This is a genomic window from Pantoea sp. B623, from assembly GCF_024814475.1.
Taxonomy (GTDB): Bacteria; Pseudomonadota; Gammaproteobacteria; order Enterobacterales; family Enterobacteriaceae; genus Pantoea; species Pantoea ananatis.
On record NZ_JANUXM010000004.1, the window covers coordinates 1,968,704 to 1,987,325 of the forward strand.

Consider the following 18,622-nt stretch of genomic DNA (forward strand, 5'->3'; position numbering starts at 1 on the left):
CCTGTCGCCCGGCCCAGTAAACGCCCTTCTTTTACCCTTGAGATGCAATGCTGATGTAAAACTGGACAGCCGCAGGCGGTTATCACTACGCTAATTCTTTCGCCTCTGCGTTACGTCATGTGACATCGCAGCGTGGAAGACGATGGCGCAACCCTGGGAGCCTGACAATGGCAACGATCTGGAAACGCGTAGTTTGTCTGGATGCGCTCAATGCGCAGAGCACTCATACGCTGGTGGCGCATGTGGGCATCATTTTCACCGCAGTGGGTGATGACTATCTTGAAGCCACCATGCCAGTAGACAGCCGCACGCAGCAGCCCTTTGGCCTGCTGCACGGCGGCGCCTCAGTGGTGTTAGCCGAAACGCTGGGTTCTGTGGCGGGCTATCTGGCATCAGAGGATGGCAGCCGCGTGGTCGGCATCGAAGTGAATGCCAGCCATCATCGGGCCGTTTCAGGTGGTCTGGTGCGCGGTATCTGTCGTCCGCTGCATGTGGGGAAGCGGAATCAGACGTGGCAGATTGAGATTCGTCACGAGCAGGATAAATTATGCTGTAGCGCACGGCTTACCGTTGCGGTGCTGGCGCAGCCCTGAAAGAAATCTGCCCCCGTTCCGGTGGAAAGGGGGCAGTCGTAAGCGGTCTAGCGCTGGTAGATGATTTCGACGCCTTCGTCGTCATCCTCATCCCAGTCATCATCCCACTCTTCATCTTCTTCAACCGCCGCGGTTTCAATGGCTTCTTTGTGGTAATCGTCCCACATGAACTCCACTTTCTCCGGCTGTTTTTCTTCAACGTCAGCTTCTTTCGGATTGGCGTTGATAAAGCTCATCACGTCCCAGCACAGGTCCGTAACGCCCTGACGGCTGGCGGCAGAGATAAGATAGTATTTATCTTCCCAACCCAGCGCCTCGGCAATGGCTTTTGCACGCGCCTGAGCTTCTTCTTCATCAATCAGATCGACTTTGTTGAATACCAGCCAGCGCGGCTTGTTAAACAGCTTATCGCTGTATTTCTCCAGCTCGCCCAAAATAATACGGGCGTTCTCAACCGGATCGCTCTCGTCAATGGGCGCAATGTCGATCAGGTGCAGCAGCACGCGGCAGCGTTCCAGGTGCTTCAGGAAGCGAATACCTAAACCTGCGCCCTCGGCTGCGCCTTCAATCAGGCCGGGGATATCGGCCACCACAAAGCTCTGCTCGCTATCCATACGCACCACGCCCAGGCTTGGCACCAGCGTAGTAAAGGGATAGTCCGCCACTTTTGGTTTAGCAGCAGAAACCGCACGGATAAAGGTCGATTTCCCGGCGTTAGGTAAACCCAGCATGCCTACGTCAGCCAACAGCATCAGCTCCAGCTGCAGGTCGCGTTTCTCGCCGGGCGTACCCATGGTTTTTTGACGCGGACTGCGGTTTACCGATGATTTAAAGCGGGTATTTCCCAGACCGTGCCAGCCGCCTTTTGCCACCATCAGGGTCTGCTGGTGACGCGTCATATCGCCCAGCGTTTCGCCCGTTCCCTGGTCGATAACACGGGTTCCTACCGGCACTTTAACGGTGATATCTTTACCACGCTTACCGGTACAGTCGCGACTCTGACCATTCTGTCCCCGCTCGGCGCGGAACGACTTTTCGAAACGATAATCGATCAGGGTGTTAAGGTTTTCGTCAGCCACTAAGAATACGTCGCCGCCGTCACCGCCATCACCGCCGTCCGGGCCGCCTTTCGGGATATATTTTTCACGGCGGAAACTGACACAACCATTACCGCCATCACCTGCGACGACCAAAATTGTCGCTTCATCTACAAACTTCATTTTCTTTCTCCGTCACACAATCGTCTGCAATACGCTGCAGACGGGTCCGCCAGGGTCTTCTGCGCGACCAGCGGCGGATAAATCAAAACTGGCTGACGCCAGCGTGTACATAAAGTGTACAGCAAACATTCAGGCGATGTCGCCTGTCGGGCAAGGGGTCGCAGAATGTAAAAAGCCCCGCAACAGTTGCGGGGCCTTCAATTCGTGCGTTCAGACGTTAACCGTCTGCGTCACGACAACCTTACTCAGCAACGATGCTGATGTATTTACGGTTGTTCGGACCTTTAACTTCGAATTTTACTTTGCCGTCTGCAGTAGCAAACAGGGTGTGGTCACGACCACAACCAACGTTGCTACCTGCGTGGAATTTGGTGCCACGCTGACGAACGATGATGCTACCTGCCAGAACAGATTCGCCACCGAAACGTTTTACGCCCAGACGTTTTGCATTGGAGTCACGACCATTTCGAGTCGAACCACCAGCCTTTTTATGTGCCATTTGTCAGATCTCCTCTTACGCCGTGATACCAGTGATTTTCACATCAGTGAACCACTGGCGATGGCCAGCTTGCTTACGGTAGTGCTTACGACGACGAAACTTAACGATCTTAATTTTCTCGCCACGACCATGAGCAACAACTTCTGCCTTGATCACACCGCCTGAAACCAGTGGCGCGCCGATTTTCACGTCTTCGCCATTTGCAATCATCAGAACCTGGTCAAACTCAATGGTTTCACCGGTTGCGATGTCCAGCTTTTCCAGGCGAACGGTCTGACCTTCGCTTACTCGGTGTTGTTTACCACCACTTTGGAAAACCGCGTACATATAAAACTCCGCTTCTGCGCTTGCCTTTCAGTTCATCAGGCGGCGCGCTAAATATTCACAATAGGGCGCGAATTCTACGCAAAACTCAAACAGAAGACAAGAGCACTTTGCACACTCTTGCAGAAAAAAAACACAGGCTCAATGCAAACGTTTCTCAACCTGAAAATTCAAGTACAATCAGTAACAGATTACTGAACGCTGGCTGGGTAAAACCGCTTACCATGGCAAAGAAACGAGTCATAGCTGAAAAGACGAATGAACTTAGAACAGATTAACGAATTAACCGCACAGGACATGGCTGCCGTTAACCAGACCATACTCGACCAGCTGAATTCAGATGTCTCGCTCATCAACCAGCTGGGTTATTACATCATCAGTGGCGGCGGTAAACGCATTCGCCCCATGATTGCCGTGCTGTCGGCGCGCGCCATGGGTTATCAGGGCGATCTCCACGTCACCAACGCGGCGCTGATCGAATTTATCCACACCGCCACGCTATTGCATGACGATGTCGTGGATGAATCCGATATGCGCCGTGGCAAGGCCACCGCGAACGCTGCATTTGGTAATGCAGCCAGCGTGCTGGTCGGTGATTTTATTTATACTCGCGCCTTCCAGATGATGACCAGCATGGGATCGCTACGTATCCTGGCGCTGATGTCTGAAGCGGTGAACGTTATCGCGGAAGGGGAAGTGCTTCAGCTGATGAACGTCAACGATCCTGACATCACAGAAGAGAGCTATATGCGGGTGATCTACAGCAAAACAGCTCGCTTATTCGAAGCCGCCTCTCAGGCCTCGGCGATTTTAGCGGAGGCAACGCCAGCGCAGGAAAAAGCCCTACAGGATTATGGGCGCTATCTGGGAACTGCCTTCCAGTTAATTGACGATTTACTTGACTACAGTGCCGATGGGGAAACCCTGGGTAAAAATACCGGTGACGACCTCAGCGAAGGTAAACCCACCCTGCCACTGCTTCACGCCATGAACCATGGTTCGCCTGAGCAGGCGAAAATGATCCGCGATGCTATCGAACAGGGCAACGGTCGCCATTTACTGGCGCCCGTTCTGGAAGCGATGAACCAGTGTGGCTCACTGGAATGGACGCGTCAGCGTGCGGAGCAAGAGGCCGATAAAGCCATTGCAGCCTTGCAGATTCTGCCAGAAACCCCGTGGCGCTCCGCCCTGGAAGCGCTGGCGCACATGTCAGTCCAACGCGATTTCTGATTTCTGTTCCTGACGGAGCCACCACGGCTCCGTGACCTTATCCCACTCCTCCTTCTTCTTTCACACGTTACACTCCTTTTGAGTCAGGCCGCTCAGTTCTGTCTGCTTGCCTAAATATTACTGGAATCTTATGGAAATTTTCTGATATAAAATTCAGCAACTTTCCAGATAGGATGTAGACAAGTCAGCATCACTCGCGCGTTACGCACTGACAAGGACAAGGAGAAAAGGTTATGCAGAGCAGGACAGAGGACTGGCATCCCGCCGATATCATTGCCGCACTACGTAAACGTGGCACCACGCTGGCGGCGCTTTCACGTCAGTCGGGATTAAGTTCATCAACCCTGGCCAACGCGCTCTCGCGCCCCTGGCCCAAAGGCGAATGGCTGATTGCCGATGCGATCAATGTTCATCCGTCAGAGATATGGCCAAGTCGTTATTACGATCCCGAAACCCATTGTCTCCTGGATCGCAAAAAGCGTGTGCGACCGACTCACAACGAGACCAAAAGCTAGCGTAACGCGATCGGTAGCCGAAAAAAAACCAGCCTTGTGATAAGGCTGGTTTCATTAGCATGACGCCGCGAGATTATTCGCCGCTGATGCGCTCAATATTCGCCCCCATCGCTTTGAGCTTATCTTCGATATGCTCGTAGCCACGGTCAATATGGTAAATACGATCGACCAGCGTTGTTCCTTCCGCAATACAGCCTGCCAAGACCAGACTGGCCGAGGCACGAAGATCCGTTGCCATCACCTGCGCACCTGACAAGGTTTCTACACCGTGACAGATTGCAGTATTGCTCTCAATTTCTGCATGCGCGCCCATACGAATCAGCTCAGGGATATGCATAAAGCGGTTTTCGAAGATGGTTTCGGTAATCAAACCCGTTCCTTCTGCCACCAGATTCAGCAAGGTAAACTGTGCCTGCATATCGGTCGGGAATCCCGGATGCGGAGCCGTACGCACGTTAACCGCTTTAGGTCGCTTGCCGTGCATATCCAGGCTGATCCAGTCTTCACCGGTTTCGATGTCTGCCCCAGCATCGCGCAGCTTCGCCAGCACCGCATCCAGCGTATCGGGCTGTGCATTGCGGCAGATGACTTTACCGCCGGAGATGGCTGCCGCAACCAGGAAGGTGCCGGTTTCAATGCGATCGGGCAGTACACGGTAAACGCCGCCGCCCAGACGCTCGACACCTTCGATAGTAATTTTATCGGTACCGGCACCGCTGATTTTGGCGCCCAGCGTGTTCAGGAAGTTGGCGGTATCAACGATTTCAGGTTCACGCGCCGCATTCTCAATCACGGTAGTGCCGGTTGCCAGCGTCGCTGCGCTCATGATGGTGACGGTCGCGCCCACGCTGACTTTGTCCATCACGATCAGCGCGCCCTTCAGGCGTCCGTTAACGGATGCTTTGACATAACCTTCTTCCAGCTTGATCTCTGCACCTAACTGCTCAAGGCCCGTAATATGCAGGTCAACCGGACGCGCACCGATGGCGCAGCCGCCCGGCAGTGACACTTCGCCCTGGCCAAAACGCGCCACCAGCGGACCCAGCGCCCAAATTGAGGCACGCATGGTTTTCACCAGTTCGTAAGGCGCACAAAAAACGTCTACACCGCTGGCATCAACGTGTACAGAACCGTTGCGCTCAACCTTTGCACCCAGTTGCGTCAACAGCTTCATGGTGGTGTCGATGTCACGCAGCTTTGGCACATTCGTGATCTCTACCGGCTCTTCAGCCAGCAAAGCAGCAAACAGAATGGGTAGCGCGGCGTTTTTCGCGCCGGAAATGGTGACTTCACCACTTAAGCGGGTGGGGCCTTGCACACGAAATTTATCCATTAACACGGTTCTCAATTAACTGGCTATAAAACGGTCACGCTCAGGCGAGCAGCCCCGGAGGGAATCAAAAACCGTTGAGTTTACGGTCACGCGCCCACTCTGCAGGCGTGTAAGTTTTGATGGAGACGGCATGAATACGGTTGTCCGCAATAAATTCCATCAGCGGCGCATAGACAGCCTGCTGCTTCTTCACGCGGCTTAACTCACCAAACAGCTCACCCACGGCGATAACCTGGAAATGGCTGCCATCATTGCTCATGACATGAACTTCATCTAAGGGCAGCGCTGCCATCAGCACGGCCTGAATCTCACTGTTTTCCATTGCTCTTAACTTCACTTAATAATAATAAGGCTGACATAGTAGAGGAAAGTGCCTGATTCTTAAATACGCAAAAGCCCCTGTACGGGACCGGGGCTTTGACGAGAAAGGCCAGTTCAGGCGCTTTAATCCGCAGAAACAATAATTTGTTGCAGGTTGTAAAGGGTGATCAACGACTGCAATTTGTCGCCGATTCCCACAAAGCGCAGCGAGCCTCCCTGCTGCGAGGTAATCTCCCGCAGGTGAACCAGCAGCGCAAGTCCCGATGAATCCACCCTTTGCAGGGCGGAAACATCGATCAGTTCGACCGCGTTAACCAGCGCTTCACGCTGCTCCCACAGACTCAGCAGCGTGTCACGATCCAGCTCGCCTTCCAGCCGCAGCGTGTTTGCCTCGCGTGACCAGTGCAGTGATGCCTGCATTATTTGTTTTGATCCAGGGTGATAGGCTGTTTCGCTGAGGCTTCCAGCTGAGCGGTCAGCGCATCGATCCCCTTGGTACGCAGCAGATCGCCCCACTCATTCTGTTTGGTGGTGATCATGCTCACGCCTTCCGCGATCATATCGAAAGCCTGCCAGTTGCCGGTCTGGCTGTTCTTACGCCACTGGAAGTCGAGGCGTACAGGCGGACGGCCCTGAGGATCGATAATGGTCACGCGGATAGCCACAATATTGGTGTTGCCAATCGGCTTCTCAGGTTCAATCTGATAAGTCTGACCGTGATACAGGGCCAGCGCCTGGCCATAAGCCTGAGCCAGATAGTCGCCAAACGCTTTGAAATAAGCTTCACGCTGTGCCGGTGTGGCATCGCGGTAGAAACGGCCCAGCACTAATGCACCGGCATATTTGATTTGCACGTAAGGCAGGAGCTCCTGACGAACGATCTCACGCAGATAGTTTGGATCCTGCTTAATTTTCGGCTGTTCGTTCTTGAGACGGGTGAACGTTTTGTTAGCCGCTTCGTTCATCAGTTTATAAGGATTGCTTTGATCGGCCGCGGTGGCTGCCAGTGGCGTGACCACCAGCATGGCGATCATCAGAAAACGTTTAAACATCATGTTATCCCTCTATTTAAGGTTGAGCCGCTGCTGCCGGTGCGGCCATCTCGCCGCCCTGCGCGTCCTTACTGTCACTGGTTTGCTTGTTGCCTTTATTGTCGCCGCTTTTATACAGGAACTGGCCAATCAAATCTTCCAGCACCATCGCCGACTTGGTATCGCGAATCGTCCCGCCGTCATTCAGCATTGACGATCCTAGCTCAGGATCGTCAAAGCCGATATTTAACGACAGAAACTGCTCGCCCAGTAACCCCTGAGTGCGGATCGCCAGCGAACTGGTATCCGGAATCTGGTTGGCATATTTATCACTGATATCCATTGTGACGCGCGGCAGTAACGTTTTAGGTTCAAGAGAAATGTCCGTTACGCGACCAATCACCACGCCGCCAATTTTCACTGGCGAACTGGCTTTCAGGCCGCCGATGTTATCGAAGGTGGCATACAGTTTCCAGGTGGGCTCCGTACCTAAAGATTTGAGATCTGCCACGCGCAGGCAGAGAAACAACACGGCAATCATTGCCATGATCATAAACACGCCAACCCAAATTTCGCTTTTTTTGCTTTGCATCGCATCAATTCCCAAACATCAGTGCTGTCAGCACAAAATCTAAACCGAGCACCGCCAGTGATGCATGCACCACGGTGCGCGTCGTGGCGCGGCTAATCCCTTCAGAGGTCGGGATGGCATCGTAACCGTTGAACAATGCAATCCAGGTGACAGTGACGGCAAACACAGCGCTTTTAATAATGCAGTTGACCACATCGCTACGAAAATCGACGGCGTTTTGCATCGCCGACCAGAAGAAGCCAGGGTCAATCCCTTTCCAGCTCACGCCTACCAGCGCTCCGCCCGTAATCCCTACAGCAGTAAAGATTAACGCCAGCAGCGGCATGCTGATAAAACCCGCCCAAAAGCGCGGCGAAACGACACGGCGCAGGGGATCGACCGCCATCATCTCCATACTGGAGAGTTGCTCCGTGGCTTTCATCAGCCCGATTTCTGCCGTTAAGGCCGATCCTGCGCGCCCTGCAAACAGCAGCGCCGTCACAACCGGACCCAGTTCACGCAGCAGCGACAGCGCCACCAGCATGCCCAGACTGGTTTCAGCGCCATAGGTGGTTAACACCAGATAGCCCTGGAGGCCCAGCACCATGCCAATAAACAGACCGGAGACGACAATGATGACCAGAGACAGTACGCCGATGCTGTAAAGCTGTTTGATCAGCAGCGGAAAGTGTTTACGGAACGCGGGCTTACCGACCAGCGCATGAAAAAGCATTAAACCGGCACGCCCAAAGCTGGCGCAGGTTCCTATTCCCCGGCGTCCTAACGACGCCAGTGCTTTCAACAACATCAGCTTAGATTCTCCCTGAGCCGGTTAAGTCGGCCAAATAGTCGCCCGCCGGAAAACGAAACGGCACTGGCCCATCCGCAATGCCGTCAATAAACTGGCGCACACGGGGATCGTTGTTAGCACGCAGGTCTGGCGTCGTGCCGTGCGCAATAATTTTTTGTCCTGCCACAATGTAGGCGTAATCAGCAATACTCAACACTTCGGGCACGTCGTGGGAAACCACGATGCAGGTCAGGCCCAGCGCATGATTCAGTTCATCAATAAGCTTAACCAGCACGCCCATGGTAATGGGATCCTGCCCTACAAAGGGTTCATCGAACATAATGAGTTCAGGCTCAAGCGCAATCGCGCGCGCCAGCGCAACCCTGCGGGCCATCCCACCTGACAGCTCCGCAGGCTTCAGCTGCGCAGCACCGCGTAAACCCACGGCTTCCAGCTTCATCAATACGGTACTGTGTAAAATCGGCGCGGGCAGCCGGGTATGTTCACGCAGCGGCCAGGCCACATTTTCGTATACCGTTAAGTCGGTAAACAGCGCGCCTGACTGAAACAACATGCTCATCTTTTTACGCGCTTCATACAACTTTGTGCGCGACAATGTCGGAATGTTCTCATCCCGAAACCAGATCTCACCGCTGTCAGGTTGCAGTTGCCCGCCAATTAAGCGTAGCAGCGTTGTTTTCCCGATCCCCGACGGCCCCATAATCGCCGTCACTTTACCTTTTGGCACCGTCAGCGAAATATCGTCGAAAATTTTGCGATCGCCACGTGAAAAACTCACGCCACGAACCTCAACCAGGTTCGTTTTTTGTTGGATCATTATCACCTCTATTACGGATCGGGCGTCAACATAGGGTACGATGGTAGCCTGTTAAGGCTAAACGCACGATAGCTTTACAGAAACTTAATACAAAGATTTGGCGAAAACGGTCATAAAATTTACTTTTGCCGCTCAGAAGGTCAAAATCAGCGCCTGTTTTGTCACAAAGAACCTGAAGGCGAGCCGACAGGGGTTTTAAGCAAGGATTTTCCATGTTCGTCGCTACCGCACTGCTGATTATCGGACTGCTTTTACTGGCTTATGGTGCCGATCGTCTGGTGTTTAGTGCTGCAATACTTTGTCGATCCTTTGGCATCCCGCCCCTGATAATCGGCATGACCGTCGTCAGTATCGGCACCTCGCTCCCGGAGATCATTCTCTCTTTCTCGGCAGCGCAGTACGGACAGATGGATCTGGCGGTGGGCACCGCGCTTGGCTCAAACATCACCAACATTCTTTTGATTCTCGGTGGCGCGGCCTTGCTGCATCCCCTGAGCATCCATTCCAATTTAATACGCCGTGAACTGCCGCTGATGGTGCTGGTCTCACTTCTTAGCGGCATCATGTTATTTGATAACTATCTTAGTCGCCTGGATGGCCTTGCACTGATTGCTATCGCCGCGATTTATCTGATAGTGACCATCCGCATCGCGCGCAAAGCAGAGAAGGACAATAACGATACGTTAACGCGCGAACAATTAGCCGAACTGCCGCGTGAAGAGAGCGGAAATACCGTCGCCTTTCTCTGGCTGGCCGTCGCACTGATTATCCTGCCCATGTCGACGCACATGGTGATCGATAACGCGACCGTATTTGCGGATTACTTTGGCGTCAGCGAGTTGGTCATGGGGCTGACGCTCATCGCGGTCGGCACCAGTCTGCCAGAGCTGGCAACGGTCATCGCGGGCGCGCTGAAAGGTGAAGATGATATCGCTATCGGCAATCTGATTGGTGCCAATATTTATAATCTGGCTATCGTTCTGGGTCTGCCGGCCCTGATTCATCCCGGCAGCGTAGACTATCACGCATTTGCGCGCGATTACTGGATAATGCTGGGTGTCAGCGTGCTGTTCGCCATGCTTTGTCTGCTGCGTCGCCGCCGGGTTGGCCGTACGGCGGGCTCGCTTTTACTCTGTGGTTTCTTCGTCTGGGTAACGCTGCTGTGGCTACAGCCGGCGTTTATGGACGGCTAAAAAGGACAGATTCGCCATGTCATATCAGCAACCAACGGTAAATTTTGATTTTCAGAAAGCCGGTAAAACGGTATTACGCATCGAGCGCGAAGGCCTGGAGCAGCTTGATCAATATATTAATGAGGCTTTCGCCGACGCCTGCGAACTGATTTATGCCTGTCAGGGAAAAGTTGTGGTCATGGGGATGGGCAAGTCGGGCCATATCGGGAAAAAAATGGCGGCCACCTTTGCCAGCACCGGCACGCCGGCGTTCTTTGTGCATCCCGCTGAAGCCAGCCATGGCGATCTTGGCATGGTAGGTAAAGACGATGTCGTCATCGCGATATCTAACAGTGGCGAATCCAGTGAGATTTTGGCGCTGATACCGGTAATGAAACGCCAAAAGATTCCGTTGATCTGCATGACAAGCCGTCCTGAAAGCGCCATGGCCCGCGCCGCAGATATCCACCTGTGCGTGAAAGTCCCACAGGAGGCCTGTCCGCTCGGCCTGGCCCCCACCACCAGCACAACCGCAACGCTGGTCATGGGCGATGCGCTGGCCGTTTCCCTGCTGGAAGCCCGCGGCTTTACGCCAGAAGACTTTGCATTGTCCCATCCGGGCGGTGCGCTGGGCCGGAAGCTGCTGCTACACGTCAGCGACATTATGCACAGCGGGGATGAACTCCCGCACGTCACTCGCGATGCTTCCCTGCGTGATGCCCTGCTGGAAATCACCCGTAAAAATCTCGGCCTGACGGTTATCGTGGACGATCTGATGAAGATCGAGGGCATCTTTACCGATGGTGACCTGCGCCGCATCTTTGATATGGGCATTGATTTTCAACACGCCACTATCGCTGAAGTCATGACCCGGGGTGGCATTCGCGTGCGGCCTAACGTGCTGGCGGTGGATGCGCTGAATTTGATGCAAACCAAAAACATTACTTCCCTGCTGGTGGCCGATGACGACCGTCTGTTGGGTGTGGTACATATGCATGACATGCTGCGCGCTGGCGTAGTGTAAACAGGAAGACATAATGCAGTCGGAAAATGCCACTTTAGAAACGTGCTACGGCCCGGTCAGTTCAGATGTCATGACGCGCGCCAGTAAAATTCGCCTGCTGATCTGCGACGTTGACGGTGTGATGTCGGATGGTCTGATTTATATGGGGAACAGCGGCGAAGAGCTGAAAACCTTTAACGTGCGCGATGGCTATGGCGTTCGCTGCCTGCTGACCTCTGACGTCGAAGTGGCTATTATTACCGGCCGCACGGCCAAATTACTGGAAGACCGCTGTAAAACGCTCGGGATTCGCCACCTTTATCAGGGGCAATCAGATAAGCTTTTGGCCTATGGTGAACTTCTGGATACACTGTCGCTCTCTGACGATCAGGTCGCCTATATTGGCGACGACCTGATTGACTGGCCAGTGATGGCGAAAGTCGGGCTAAGCGTGGCTGTCGCCGATGCCCATCCATTGCTATTGACGCGCGCGAACTACGTTACCCGTATTGCCGGTGGGCGCGGTGCGGTGCGGGAGCTGTGCGATCTCATCTTAATGGCGCAAAATAAATTCGAGGATGCCAAAGGGCAATCAGTATGAGTAAAAGCAGGCGTTGGATAACGTTGGGTCTGGCCTTGATTGCGCTGGTGCTTATTGGCTGGAATTTCACTAACCGGGATGGCGACAACAGCGCGCCGGTAGCGAATAATAATCAAACGCCAACCTACACCAGTGCTAACTCCCATACCGTAGTCTACAACCCGCAAGGTGGACTGGCTTACAAGCTGGTATCGGATAAAGTCACCTATTTCGAAGACAGCGGAATAAGCTGGTTTGATAATCCGGTGATGACCACCTATGACGAAAATAAAATGCCGACCTGGACGATACGCGCAGATAAAGCAAAGCTTACCAAAGACAGGATGCTGTATCTTTATGGCCATGTTGAGCTGAATGCTCTGGCTCAGGACTCCCAGCTTGAGCGTATTAAAACGGATAACGCTCAGGTCAATCTTGTCACTCAGGACGTCGCCTCTGACGACCAGGTGACGTTATATGGCCGCAGTTTTAACTCCACCGGTATGAAAATGCGCGGTAATTTACGGACAAAGAACGCCGAGTTAATCGAAAAGGTCAAAACTTCTTATGAAATTCAAAATGAACAAAAACCGCATTAAGTTTTTACTGGCCAGTATGCTGCTTGCAGCCAGCCTGCCTGCTCTGGCGCTGACCGGTGACTCGGACAAACCCGTCAATATCGACTCTGAGAATCAGTCTCTGGATCTGCAAGGCAATGTCGCGACCTTCACCGGTAACGTTATTGTCACCCAGGGATCGATCAAAATTACTGCGGATAAAGTGGTGGTCACGCGTCCGGGCGGCGACAGCAAAAAGACCATCGTTGATGCTTACGGTAACCCTGCCACCTTTTACCAGATGCAGGACAACGGCAAACCGGTTCAGGGTCATGCGTCCAAACTGCATTATGAGCTTGCCAATGACTTTGTTGAGCTGACCGGCAACGCCTACATTGAGCAACTGGACAGCAACATCAAAGGCGACCGCATCACCTATCTGGTAAAAGAGCAAAAAATGCAGGCTTACAGCCAGGGCCAGAGCAAGCGCGTAACGACCGTGCTGGTGCCGTCGCAGTTGCAGGATAAGCCCGCGTCAACCAACAGCGAAAAAAAGAGTAACTGATCACTATGGCCACATTAATCGCAGAAAACCTGGCAAAGGCTTATAAAGGCCGCCGCGTGGTTGAAGACGTCAGCCTGCAGGTAAAGTCCGGTGAAATTGTTGGGCTGCTGGGTCCAAACGGTGCGGGTAAAACGACCACCTTTTACATGGTGGTGGGCATTGTTCCGCGCGATGCGGGACGCATCATTATTGATGACGAAGATATCAGCATCCTGCCGCTTCATGCGCGTGCGCGCCGCGGCATTGGCTATCTGCCGCAGGAAGCCTCAATCTTTCGTCGCCTGAGCGTTTACGACAACCTGATGGCGGTCCTGCAAATTCGTGATGACTTAACCGAAGAGCAGCGACAGGATCGGGCTAACGAACTGATGGAAGAGTTTCATATTGCTCATCTGCGCGACAATATGGGGCAATCGCTGTCGGGCGGTGAGCGCCGTCGCGTAGAAATTGCGCGTGCGCTGGCAGCGAATCCGAAATTTATCCTGCTGGATGAACCCTTTGCCGGGGTCGACCCGATTTCCGTTATCGACATCAAAAAAATCATTGAACACCTGCGTGACAGTGGCCTTGGTGTTCTCATCACCGACCACAACGTGCGTGAAACGCTGGCAGTCTGTGAACGCGCCTATATCGTCAGTCAGGGAAACCTGATTGCGCACGGTACGCCGAATGAAGTCCTTGCAGATGAGCAAGTTAAACGGGTTTATTTGGGTGAAGAGTTCAGACTCTGATAAGGTGTCGTTAATACTGATGTTTACCCGGGAATATCCATCCTGTCTATGAAGCAAGGTTTGCAACTCAGGCTCAGCCAACAACTGGCGATGACCCCACAACTGCAGCAGGCGATACGTCTGCTGCAGCTCTCTACGCTCGAACTCCAGCAAGAGTTACAGCTGGCGCTGGAAAGCAATCCCCTGCTTGAGCAAACCGATCTGCACGATGAAATAGACGCGAAAGAGTATCAGGAAGGCGAAGCGGGACTGGATACCCGAGAAGCGCTGGAACAAAAGGACATGCCTGAAGAGCTGCCGCTTGACGCCACGTGGGACGAGATTTACACCGCAGGCACGCCTTCAGGAACCGGTACCGATTATCAGGATGACGAGCTGCCGATTTATCAGGGCGAAACCACACAGTCACTGCAGGACTATCTTATGTGGCAGGTCGAGTTAACGCCCTTCAGCGATAACGACCGTGCCATTGCGACCTCTATCGTCGATGCCATTGATGACACCGGTTATCTTACCGTTTCACTTGAAGAGATTCTCGACAGTATCGGTAACGACGAGCTGGAAATCGACGAAGTCGAAGCCGTGTTAAAGCGCGTTCAGCGTTTCGATCCTGTCGGCGTCGGCGCGCGTGATTTGCGCGACTGCCTGCTGGTGCAGCTGTCGCAGTATGCACCTGAAACGCCGATGCTGGCGGAAGCAAAATTGATCGTCAGCAGCCATCTCGATTTGCTGGCGAACCACGATTTCCGCAGCCTGATGCGCGTAACGCGTCTGAAAGAAGACGTACTGAAAGAGGCGATGCTGCTGATTCAGTCGCTCGATCCGCGCCCGGGTCAGTCGATTAACACCGGTGAACCCGAATACGTGATTCCCGATGTGCTGGTACGTAAAGTGACGACGCGCTGGACGGTCGAGCTGAATACCGACAGCCTGCCCAGGTTGAAGATCAACCAGCAATATGCCGCCATGGGCGGAGCCGGACGCAACGACAGCGACAGTCAGTTTATCCGCAGTAATTTGCAGGAAGCCCGCTGGCTGATTAAAAGTCTTGAAAGCCGTAACGAGACATTGTTAAAAGTCTCCCGCTGTATTGTGGAACAGCAGCAGGCCTTTTTTGACCAGGGTGAAGAGTTTATGCGTCCTATGGTGCTGGCCGATATTGCCCAGGCGGTGGACATGCATGAATCGACGATTTCCCGCGTGACCACGCAAAAATACCTTCACAGCCCACGAGGCATTTTTGAACTGAAGTATTTTTTCTCCAGTCATGTTAATACTGAAGGTGGCGGAGAAGCGTCATCTACCGCTATTCGTGCGCTGGTGAAAAAATTAATCTCGGCGGAAAACCCCGCCAAGCCCTTGAGTGACAGTAAACTGACCTCCATGTTATCTGATCAAGGGATAATAGTGGCACGTCGAACCGTCGCTAAGTACCGCGAGTCTTTGTCCATACCGCCTTCAAATCAGCGTAAACAGCTGGTTTGACAGAAATGAGAAGGAAGACCTATGCAGCTGAACCTTACCGGGCAAAATGTTGAAATCACCGAACCCCTGCGTGAGTTCGTGACAACGAAATTTGCCAAACTGGAACATTACTTTGATCATATCAATCAGGTGTATGTTGTCCTGAAAGTTGAGAAGGTGACGCAGATTGCTGATGCAACCCTGCACGTCAACGGTGGCGAGCTGCACGCCACATCTGAAGCGGAAGATATGTATGCGGCAATTGACGGATTGATTGACAAGTTGACCCGTCAACTGACCAAATATAAAGACAAGCTAAAAAAACACTAACCTTCACGCTGGCAGGCGCGCCCGGCGCGCAAAGCTGAAAGGATGGGGCGGATTAACCGCCCCGTTTTGTCATCTGTGCCAGCGCCATTATTCCGCGACGTGATGTTTACGTACCGGGTTGATGGCTATGTGAACTCGCAAGTGAAACGACAATGAACAATGATTTAACACTGGAACTGAGCACGGTGCTTTCGCCAGACTGCACCCGCAGTAGCGTACACTGCCAAAGCAAAAAACGGGCGCTGGAGATTATCAGCGAACTGGCCGCTAAGCAGCTCAACCTGCCGCATCAAACGCTGTTTGAGGCGATCCTAACCCGTGAGCGCATGGGGAGCACCGGTATCGGTAACGGTATCGCGATCCCTCACGGCAAGCTGGAGGAAGATACTTTACGGGCCGTGGGCGTCTTTATCAGCCTTGAGCAACCCATCGCTTTTGATGCCGTGGATAACCAGCCTGTCGATCTGCTTTTTGCGCTACTGGTGCCGGCTGACCAGTGTAAAACCCATTTACATACGCTGTCGTTAGTGGCAAAACGACTGGCGGATAAAACGGTTTGCCGCCGCCTGCGTGCCGCGCAGAGCGATGAAGAGCTGTATGCGATTATTACCGAAGCACAAACAGAGCAATAAAGCGCGTGATTTACCGGCGTAAGCCGGCTTTAAAACGGGAGAGAAGGTCATGGTGCTGATGATCGTCAGCGGTCGGTCAGGCTCGGGAAAGTCAGTGGCGCTTCGCGCGCTGGAAGACATGGGTTTTTACTGCGTTGATAACCTGCCAGTGGTGCTGTTGCCTCAACTGGCTGAATCACTGGTCGAGCGCAATATCTCTGCGGCCGTGAGTATTGACGTACGCAATATGCCCGAATCTCCTGAGATTTTTGAGACGGCGCTCAGCAGTTTGCCTTCAGCATTCTCACCGCAGTTGCTGTTTCTTGATGCCGATCGCAACACGTTGATCCGCCGTTACAGTGATACGCGCCGTCTGCATCCGTTATCCAGCAAGAATCTGTCGCTGGAAAGCGCGATTGACGAAGAGAGCGACCTGCTTGAGCCGCTGCGTTCCCGTGCCGATCTGATTATTGATACTTCAGAGATGTCGGTACACGAACTGGCGGAGATGTTGCGTACCCGCTTGCTGGGTAAACGTGAGCGTGAGCTGACAATGGTGTTCGAATCGTTTGGCTTCAAGCACGGCATTCCCATTGATGCAGATTACGTTTTCGACGTGCGCTTTTTGCCTAACCCGCACTGGGATCCCAAATTACGTCCCATGACCGGTCTGGACAGGCCCGTGGCCGCGTTCCTCGATCGCCATACTGAAGTCCATAACTTCATATATCAGACGCGTAGCTATCTGGAACTCTGGTTGCCGATGCTGGAAACCAACAACCGTAGCTATCTTACCGTGGCGATTGGCTGTACTGGCGGCAAACATCGCTCCGTGTATATTGCCGAACAGCTGGCTGACTATTTCCGCTCGCGGGGTAAAAATGTACAGTCTCGTCATCGCACGCTGGAAAAACGTAAATCATGACCGTTAAGCAAACCGTGGAAATCAGAAATAAGCTCGGCATGCATGCACGTCCTGCTATGAAGCTGTTTGAACTGGTGCAGAGTTTCGATGCCGAAGTGCTGTTGCGTAACGAGAGCGGAACAGAGGCCGAAGCCAGCAGCGTTATCGCGTTGCTGATGCTGGATTCGGCCAAAGGCGGTCATATTGAGATCGAAGCCAGCGGTCCACAGGAAACGGAAGCCCTGGCTGCCGTCATTGAACTGTTTGAAGCCGGATTCGACGAAGACTAACGTCAGTTCAGGTGATTGCGCTGCAGGAAGCCTTCGCCACCCAGCTGACGCATCTGGCGCAGGATCCACTGCTGGCGTTGACGGACATAGCCTGAAGGTGCATCTGCGCGGAAGCGCAGCGGATTAGGCAAGACAGCAGCCAGCAGCGCCGCTTCGGACAGGGTTAATCGGCTGGCAGGTTTATGAAAGAAGCGGCGTGAAGCCGCCTCTACCCCGAACGTGCCTTTGCCAAACTCCGCGATATTCAGATAAACCGTCAGGATCCTCCGTTTGGTCCATACGGTTTCCAGCCCGACGGTTAATCCCGCCTCCAGTCCTTTACGCACCCAACTCCGGCCATCCCATAAAAACAGATTTTTTGCCGTTTGCTGTGACAGCGTGGATGCTCCGCGCATCCGGCTGTCACTGTCGTCCAGTACGGACCGGATTGCTGCCACGTCAAACCCCCAATGGTCGGGGAAGTGTTGATCTTCAGAAGCGATGACGGCCAGTTTCATCCAGGGTGAAATTTCATCTGCTCCTACCCAGTCCGAATGAGAGACGTAGCCAAAATCGCCCCTGAACCAGGCACCTACCTGACGTTCTGCCATCACGGCTGAAAAGGGGACAGGAATGAACGAAAAGAGCAGAATGCCCGCCAGCCACAGCCCCAGCCAAATAAACACAATGCGCATCACTACAGGCTTCACGCGCCGCCACAGGTTCCCTTTATGCTTACTCATGCGCTCGTCTCAAGATTTTTATGCGTTAATTAATTTCAGGCGTGACCACTGCCCGGCGTACACTTTTTTACTGACAAATGCGCTGCTACGTTGTGCAACGTTTATAACAAAACAATGAAAATGCATTCTGAATGCAACAATAGTTTGAATGAGTTCAATTACTTCCACGCGTAAGGAATCGGTTCCATCTTTTTTGTAATGCGCTCACCTTTCTAAAAAGATGATACCATTTTGTGACAATCCCATACCTCAATGTTTCACAAAACTTATATATAATTCTGCGGACTGTAAAAAGCCCTCACGGCACCTGCTGATAAAATGTTCACTCAGTGACCTTGCTAAGGGATTTATTTGTCACACAGCGTTATTTTAACTCTATGTTTTTGCCGAATTATAAAAGGCTTTCTATCGGCAAAACCTTTTGATGA

At 53.0% G+C, this 18,622-nt stretch carries 25 protein-coding genes; 14 read left to right on the top strand and 11 right to left on the bottom strand.

Going from position 1 to position 18,622, the window contains the following annotated elements; translation table 11 throughout:
• The first annotated feature begins 167 nt into the window (after positions 1-167).
• Positions 168-593: a hotdog fold thioesterase gene (locus NXS97_RS10995; RefSeq protein ID WP_015701100.1), complete on the top strand. Its 426-nt coding sequence runs from the start codon at positions 168-170 to the stop codon at positions 591-593.
• Positions 594-640: 47 nt separating this feature from the next.
• Here NXS97_RS10995 and cgtA read toward each other — a convergent pair whose 3' ends face one another.
• From cgtA to rplU, 3 genes are all read right to left on the bottom strand, one after another.
• Positions 641-1,813: an Obg family GTPase CgtA gene (gene cgtA, locus NXS97_RS11000; protein WP_013024341.1), complete on the bottom strand. Its 1,173-nt coding sequence runs from the start codon at positions 1,811-1,813 to the stop codon at positions 641-643.
• A 241-nt stretch (positions 1,814-2,054) separates the two neighbouring features.
• Positions 2,055-2,312 carry a 50S ribosomal protein L27 gene (gene rpmA / locus NXS97_RS11005; RefSeq protein ID WP_009092448.1) on the bottom strand — a complete coding sequence of 86 codons (258 nt, stop codon included), beginning with the start codon at positions 2,310-2,312 and terminating at the stop codon, positions 2,055-2,057.
• A gap of 15 nt (positions 2,313-2,327) precedes the next feature.
• Positions 2,328-2,639, bottom strand: coding sequence for a 50S ribosomal protein L21 (gene rplU / locus NXS97_RS11010; protein WP_013024339.1), 312 nt, complete (start codon positions 2,637-2,639; stop codon positions 2,328-2,330).
• Between the two features lie 255 nt (positions 2,640-2,894).
• Here rplU and ispB point away from each other — a divergent pair, with 255 nt between their 5' ends.
• Together ispB and NXS97_RS11020 are read left to right on the top strand one after the other, a co-directional pair.
• Positions 2,895-3,866, top strand: a complete 972-nt coding sequence (gene ispB, locus NXS97_RS11015; protein ID WP_013024338.1) for an octaprenyl diphosphate synthase — start codon at positions 2,895-2,897, stop codon at positions 3,864-3,866.
• A 233-nt stretch (positions 3,867-4,099) separates the two neighbouring features.
• The gene (locus NXS97_RS11020; RefSeq protein ID WP_013024337.1) at positions 4,100-4,381 is read left to right on the top strand and encodes a helix-turn-helix transcriptional regulator; all 282 of its coding nucleotides are present in this window, start codon (positions 4,100-4,102) and stop codon (positions 4,379-4,381) included.
• Between the two features lie 73 nt (positions 4,382-4,454).
• Here the strand turns inward: NXS97_RS11020 and murA are convergent, their stop codons facing one another.
• The 7 genes from murA to mlaF all read right to left on the bottom strand — a co-directional run bounded on the left by murA (position 4,455) and on the right by mlaF (position 9,265).
• On the bottom strand, positions 4,455-5,714 hold the full coding sequence (murA, locus tag NXS97_RS11025; protein ID WP_014595155.1) for a UDP-N-acetylglucosamine 1-carboxyvinyltransferase: 1,260 nt from the start codon (positions 5,712-5,714) through the stop codon (positions 4,455-4,457).
• 64 nt (positions 5,715-5,778) lie between these two features.
• Positions 5,779-6,036 (bottom strand): BolA family iron metabolism protein IbaG, encoded by a 258-nt coding sequence (gene ibaG / locus NXS97_RS11030; RefSeq protein WP_010251880.1) that lies wholly within the window; start codon positions 6,034-6,036, stop codon positions 5,779-5,781.
• Positions 6,037-6,158: 122 nt separating this feature from the next.
• Positions 6,159-6,455 carry a lipid asymmetry maintenance protein MlaB gene (gene mlaB, locus NXS97_RS11035; protein WP_013024334.1) on the bottom strand — a complete coding sequence of 99 codons (297 nt, stop codon included), beginning with the start codon at positions 6,453-6,455 and terminating at the stop codon, positions 6,159-6,161.
• Positions 6,455-7,087 carry a phospholipid-binding protein MlaC gene (gene mlaC / locus NXS97_RS11040; protein ID WP_024472197.1) on the bottom strand — a complete coding sequence of 211 codons (633 nt, stop codon included), beginning with the start codon at positions 7,085-7,087 and terminating at the stop codon, positions 6,455-6,457. Before mlaC ends, mlaB begins: the two co-directional genes overlap by 1 nt.
• 16 nt (positions 7,088-7,103) lie before the next feature.
• Positions 7,104-7,658: an outer membrane lipid asymmetry maintenance protein MlaD gene (mlaD, locus tag NXS97_RS11045; protein WP_014595154.1), complete on the bottom strand. Its 555-nt coding sequence runs from the start codon at positions 7,656-7,658 to the stop codon at positions 7,104-7,106.
• Between the two features lie 4 nt (positions 7,659-7,662).
• Complete coding sequence (gene mlaE, locus NXS97_RS11050) at positions 7,663-8,445, bottom strand: lipid asymmetry maintenance ABC transporter permease subunit MlaE (RefSeq protein ID WP_013024331.1); 783 nt, start codon at positions 8,443-8,445, stop codon at positions 7,663-7,665.
• A 4-nt stretch (positions 8,446-8,449) separates the two neighbouring features.
• Positions 8,450-9,265, bottom strand: a complete 816-nt coding sequence (mlaF, locus tag NXS97_RS11055; protein ID WP_014595153.1) for a phospholipid ABC transporter ATP-binding protein MlaF — start codon at positions 9,263-9,265, stop codon at positions 8,450-8,452.
• Between the two features lie 212 nt (positions 9,266-9,477).
• On the opposite strand from mlaF, the gene NXS97_RS11060 reads away from it, so the two are divergent.
• From NXS97_RS11060 to npr, 11 genes are all read left to right on the top strand, one after another.
• Positions 9,478-10,458, top strand: a complete 981-nt coding sequence (locus NXS97_RS11060) for a calcium/sodium antiporter (protein WP_013024329.1) — start codon at positions 9,478-9,480, stop codon at positions 10,456-10,458.
• A gap of 16 nt (positions 10,459-10,474) precedes the next feature.
• Positions 10,475-11,461: an arabinose-5-phosphate isomerase KdsD gene (kdsD, locus tag NXS97_RS11065; RefSeq protein ID WP_116219990.1), complete on the top strand. Its 987-nt coding sequence runs from the start codon at positions 10,475-10,477 to the stop codon at positions 11,459-11,461.
• A gap of 13 nt (positions 11,462-11,474) precedes the next feature.
• Positions 11,475-12,041, top strand: a complete 567-nt coding sequence (kdsC, locus tag NXS97_RS11070; protein ID WP_013024327.1) for a 3-deoxy-manno-octulosonate-8-phosphatase KdsC — start codon at positions 11,475-11,477, stop codon at positions 12,039-12,041.
• Positions 12,038-12,619, top strand: a complete 582-nt coding sequence (gene lptC, locus NXS97_RS11075; protein WP_013024326.1) for an LPS export ABC transporter periplasmic protein LptC — start codon at positions 12,038-12,040, stop codon at positions 12,617-12,619. The genes kdsC and lptC overlap by 4 nt, the downstream gene beginning before the upstream one ends.
• A complete protein-coding gene (gene lptA / locus NXS97_RS11080; RefSeq protein WP_013024325.1) occupies positions 12,588-13,142 on the top strand; it encodes a lipopolysaccharide ABC transporter substrate-binding protein LptA in 555 nt (184 codons plus the stop codon). The genes lptC and lptA overlap by 32 nt, the downstream gene beginning before the upstream one ends.
• Before the next feature lie 5 nt (positions 13,143-13,147).
• The gene (gene lptB, locus NXS97_RS11085; RefSeq protein WP_013024324.1) at positions 13,148-13,873 is read left to right on the top strand and encodes an LPS export ABC transporter ATP-binding protein; all 726 of its coding nucleotides are present in this window, start codon (positions 13,148-13,150) and stop codon (positions 13,871-13,873) included.
• Positions 13,874-13,921: 48 nt separating this feature from the next.
• Positions 13,922-15,358: an RNA polymerase factor sigma-54 gene (rpoN, locus tag NXS97_RS11090; RefSeq protein ID WP_013024323.1), complete on the top strand. Its 1,437-nt coding sequence runs from the start codon at positions 13,922-13,924 to the stop codon at positions 15,356-15,358.
• A gap of 21 nt (positions 15,359-15,379) precedes the next feature.
• On the top strand, positions 15,380-15,667 hold the full coding sequence (gene hpf, locus NXS97_RS11095) for a ribosome hibernation promoting factor (protein WP_013024322.1): 288 nt from the start codon (positions 15,380-15,382) through the stop codon (positions 15,665-15,667).
• A gap of 152 nt (positions 15,668-15,819) precedes the next feature.
• Entirely contained in the window at positions 15,820-16,299 is a 480-nt protein-coding gene (gene ptsN / locus NXS97_RS11100) for a PTS IIA-like nitrogen regulatory protein PtsN (protein WP_013024321.1), read from the top strand.
• A gap of 49 nt (positions 16,300-16,348) precedes the next feature.
• Positions 16,349-17,203: an RNase adapter RapZ gene (rapZ, locus tag NXS97_RS11105; RefSeq protein ID WP_013024320.1), complete on the top strand. Its 855-nt coding sequence runs from the start codon at positions 16,349-16,351 to the stop codon at positions 17,201-17,203.
• Positions 17,200-17,472: a PTS phosphocarrier protein NPr gene (gene npr / locus NXS97_RS11110; RefSeq protein ID WP_013024319.1), complete on the top strand. Its 273-nt coding sequence runs from the start codon at positions 17,200-17,202 to the stop codon at positions 17,470-17,472. The genes rapZ and npr overlap by 4 nt, the downstream gene beginning before the upstream one ends.
• 2 nt (positions 17,473-17,474) lie before the next feature.
• Here the strand turns inward: npr and mtgA are convergent, their stop codons facing one another.
• Positions 17,475-18,194 (bottom strand): monofunctional biosynthetic peptidoglycan transglycosylase, encoded by a 720-nt coding sequence (gene mtgA, locus NXS97_RS11115; protein ID WP_013024318.1) that lies wholly within the window; start codon positions 18,192-18,194, stop codon positions 17,475-17,477.
• Between the last annotated feature and the right edge of the window lie 428 nt (positions 18,195-18,622).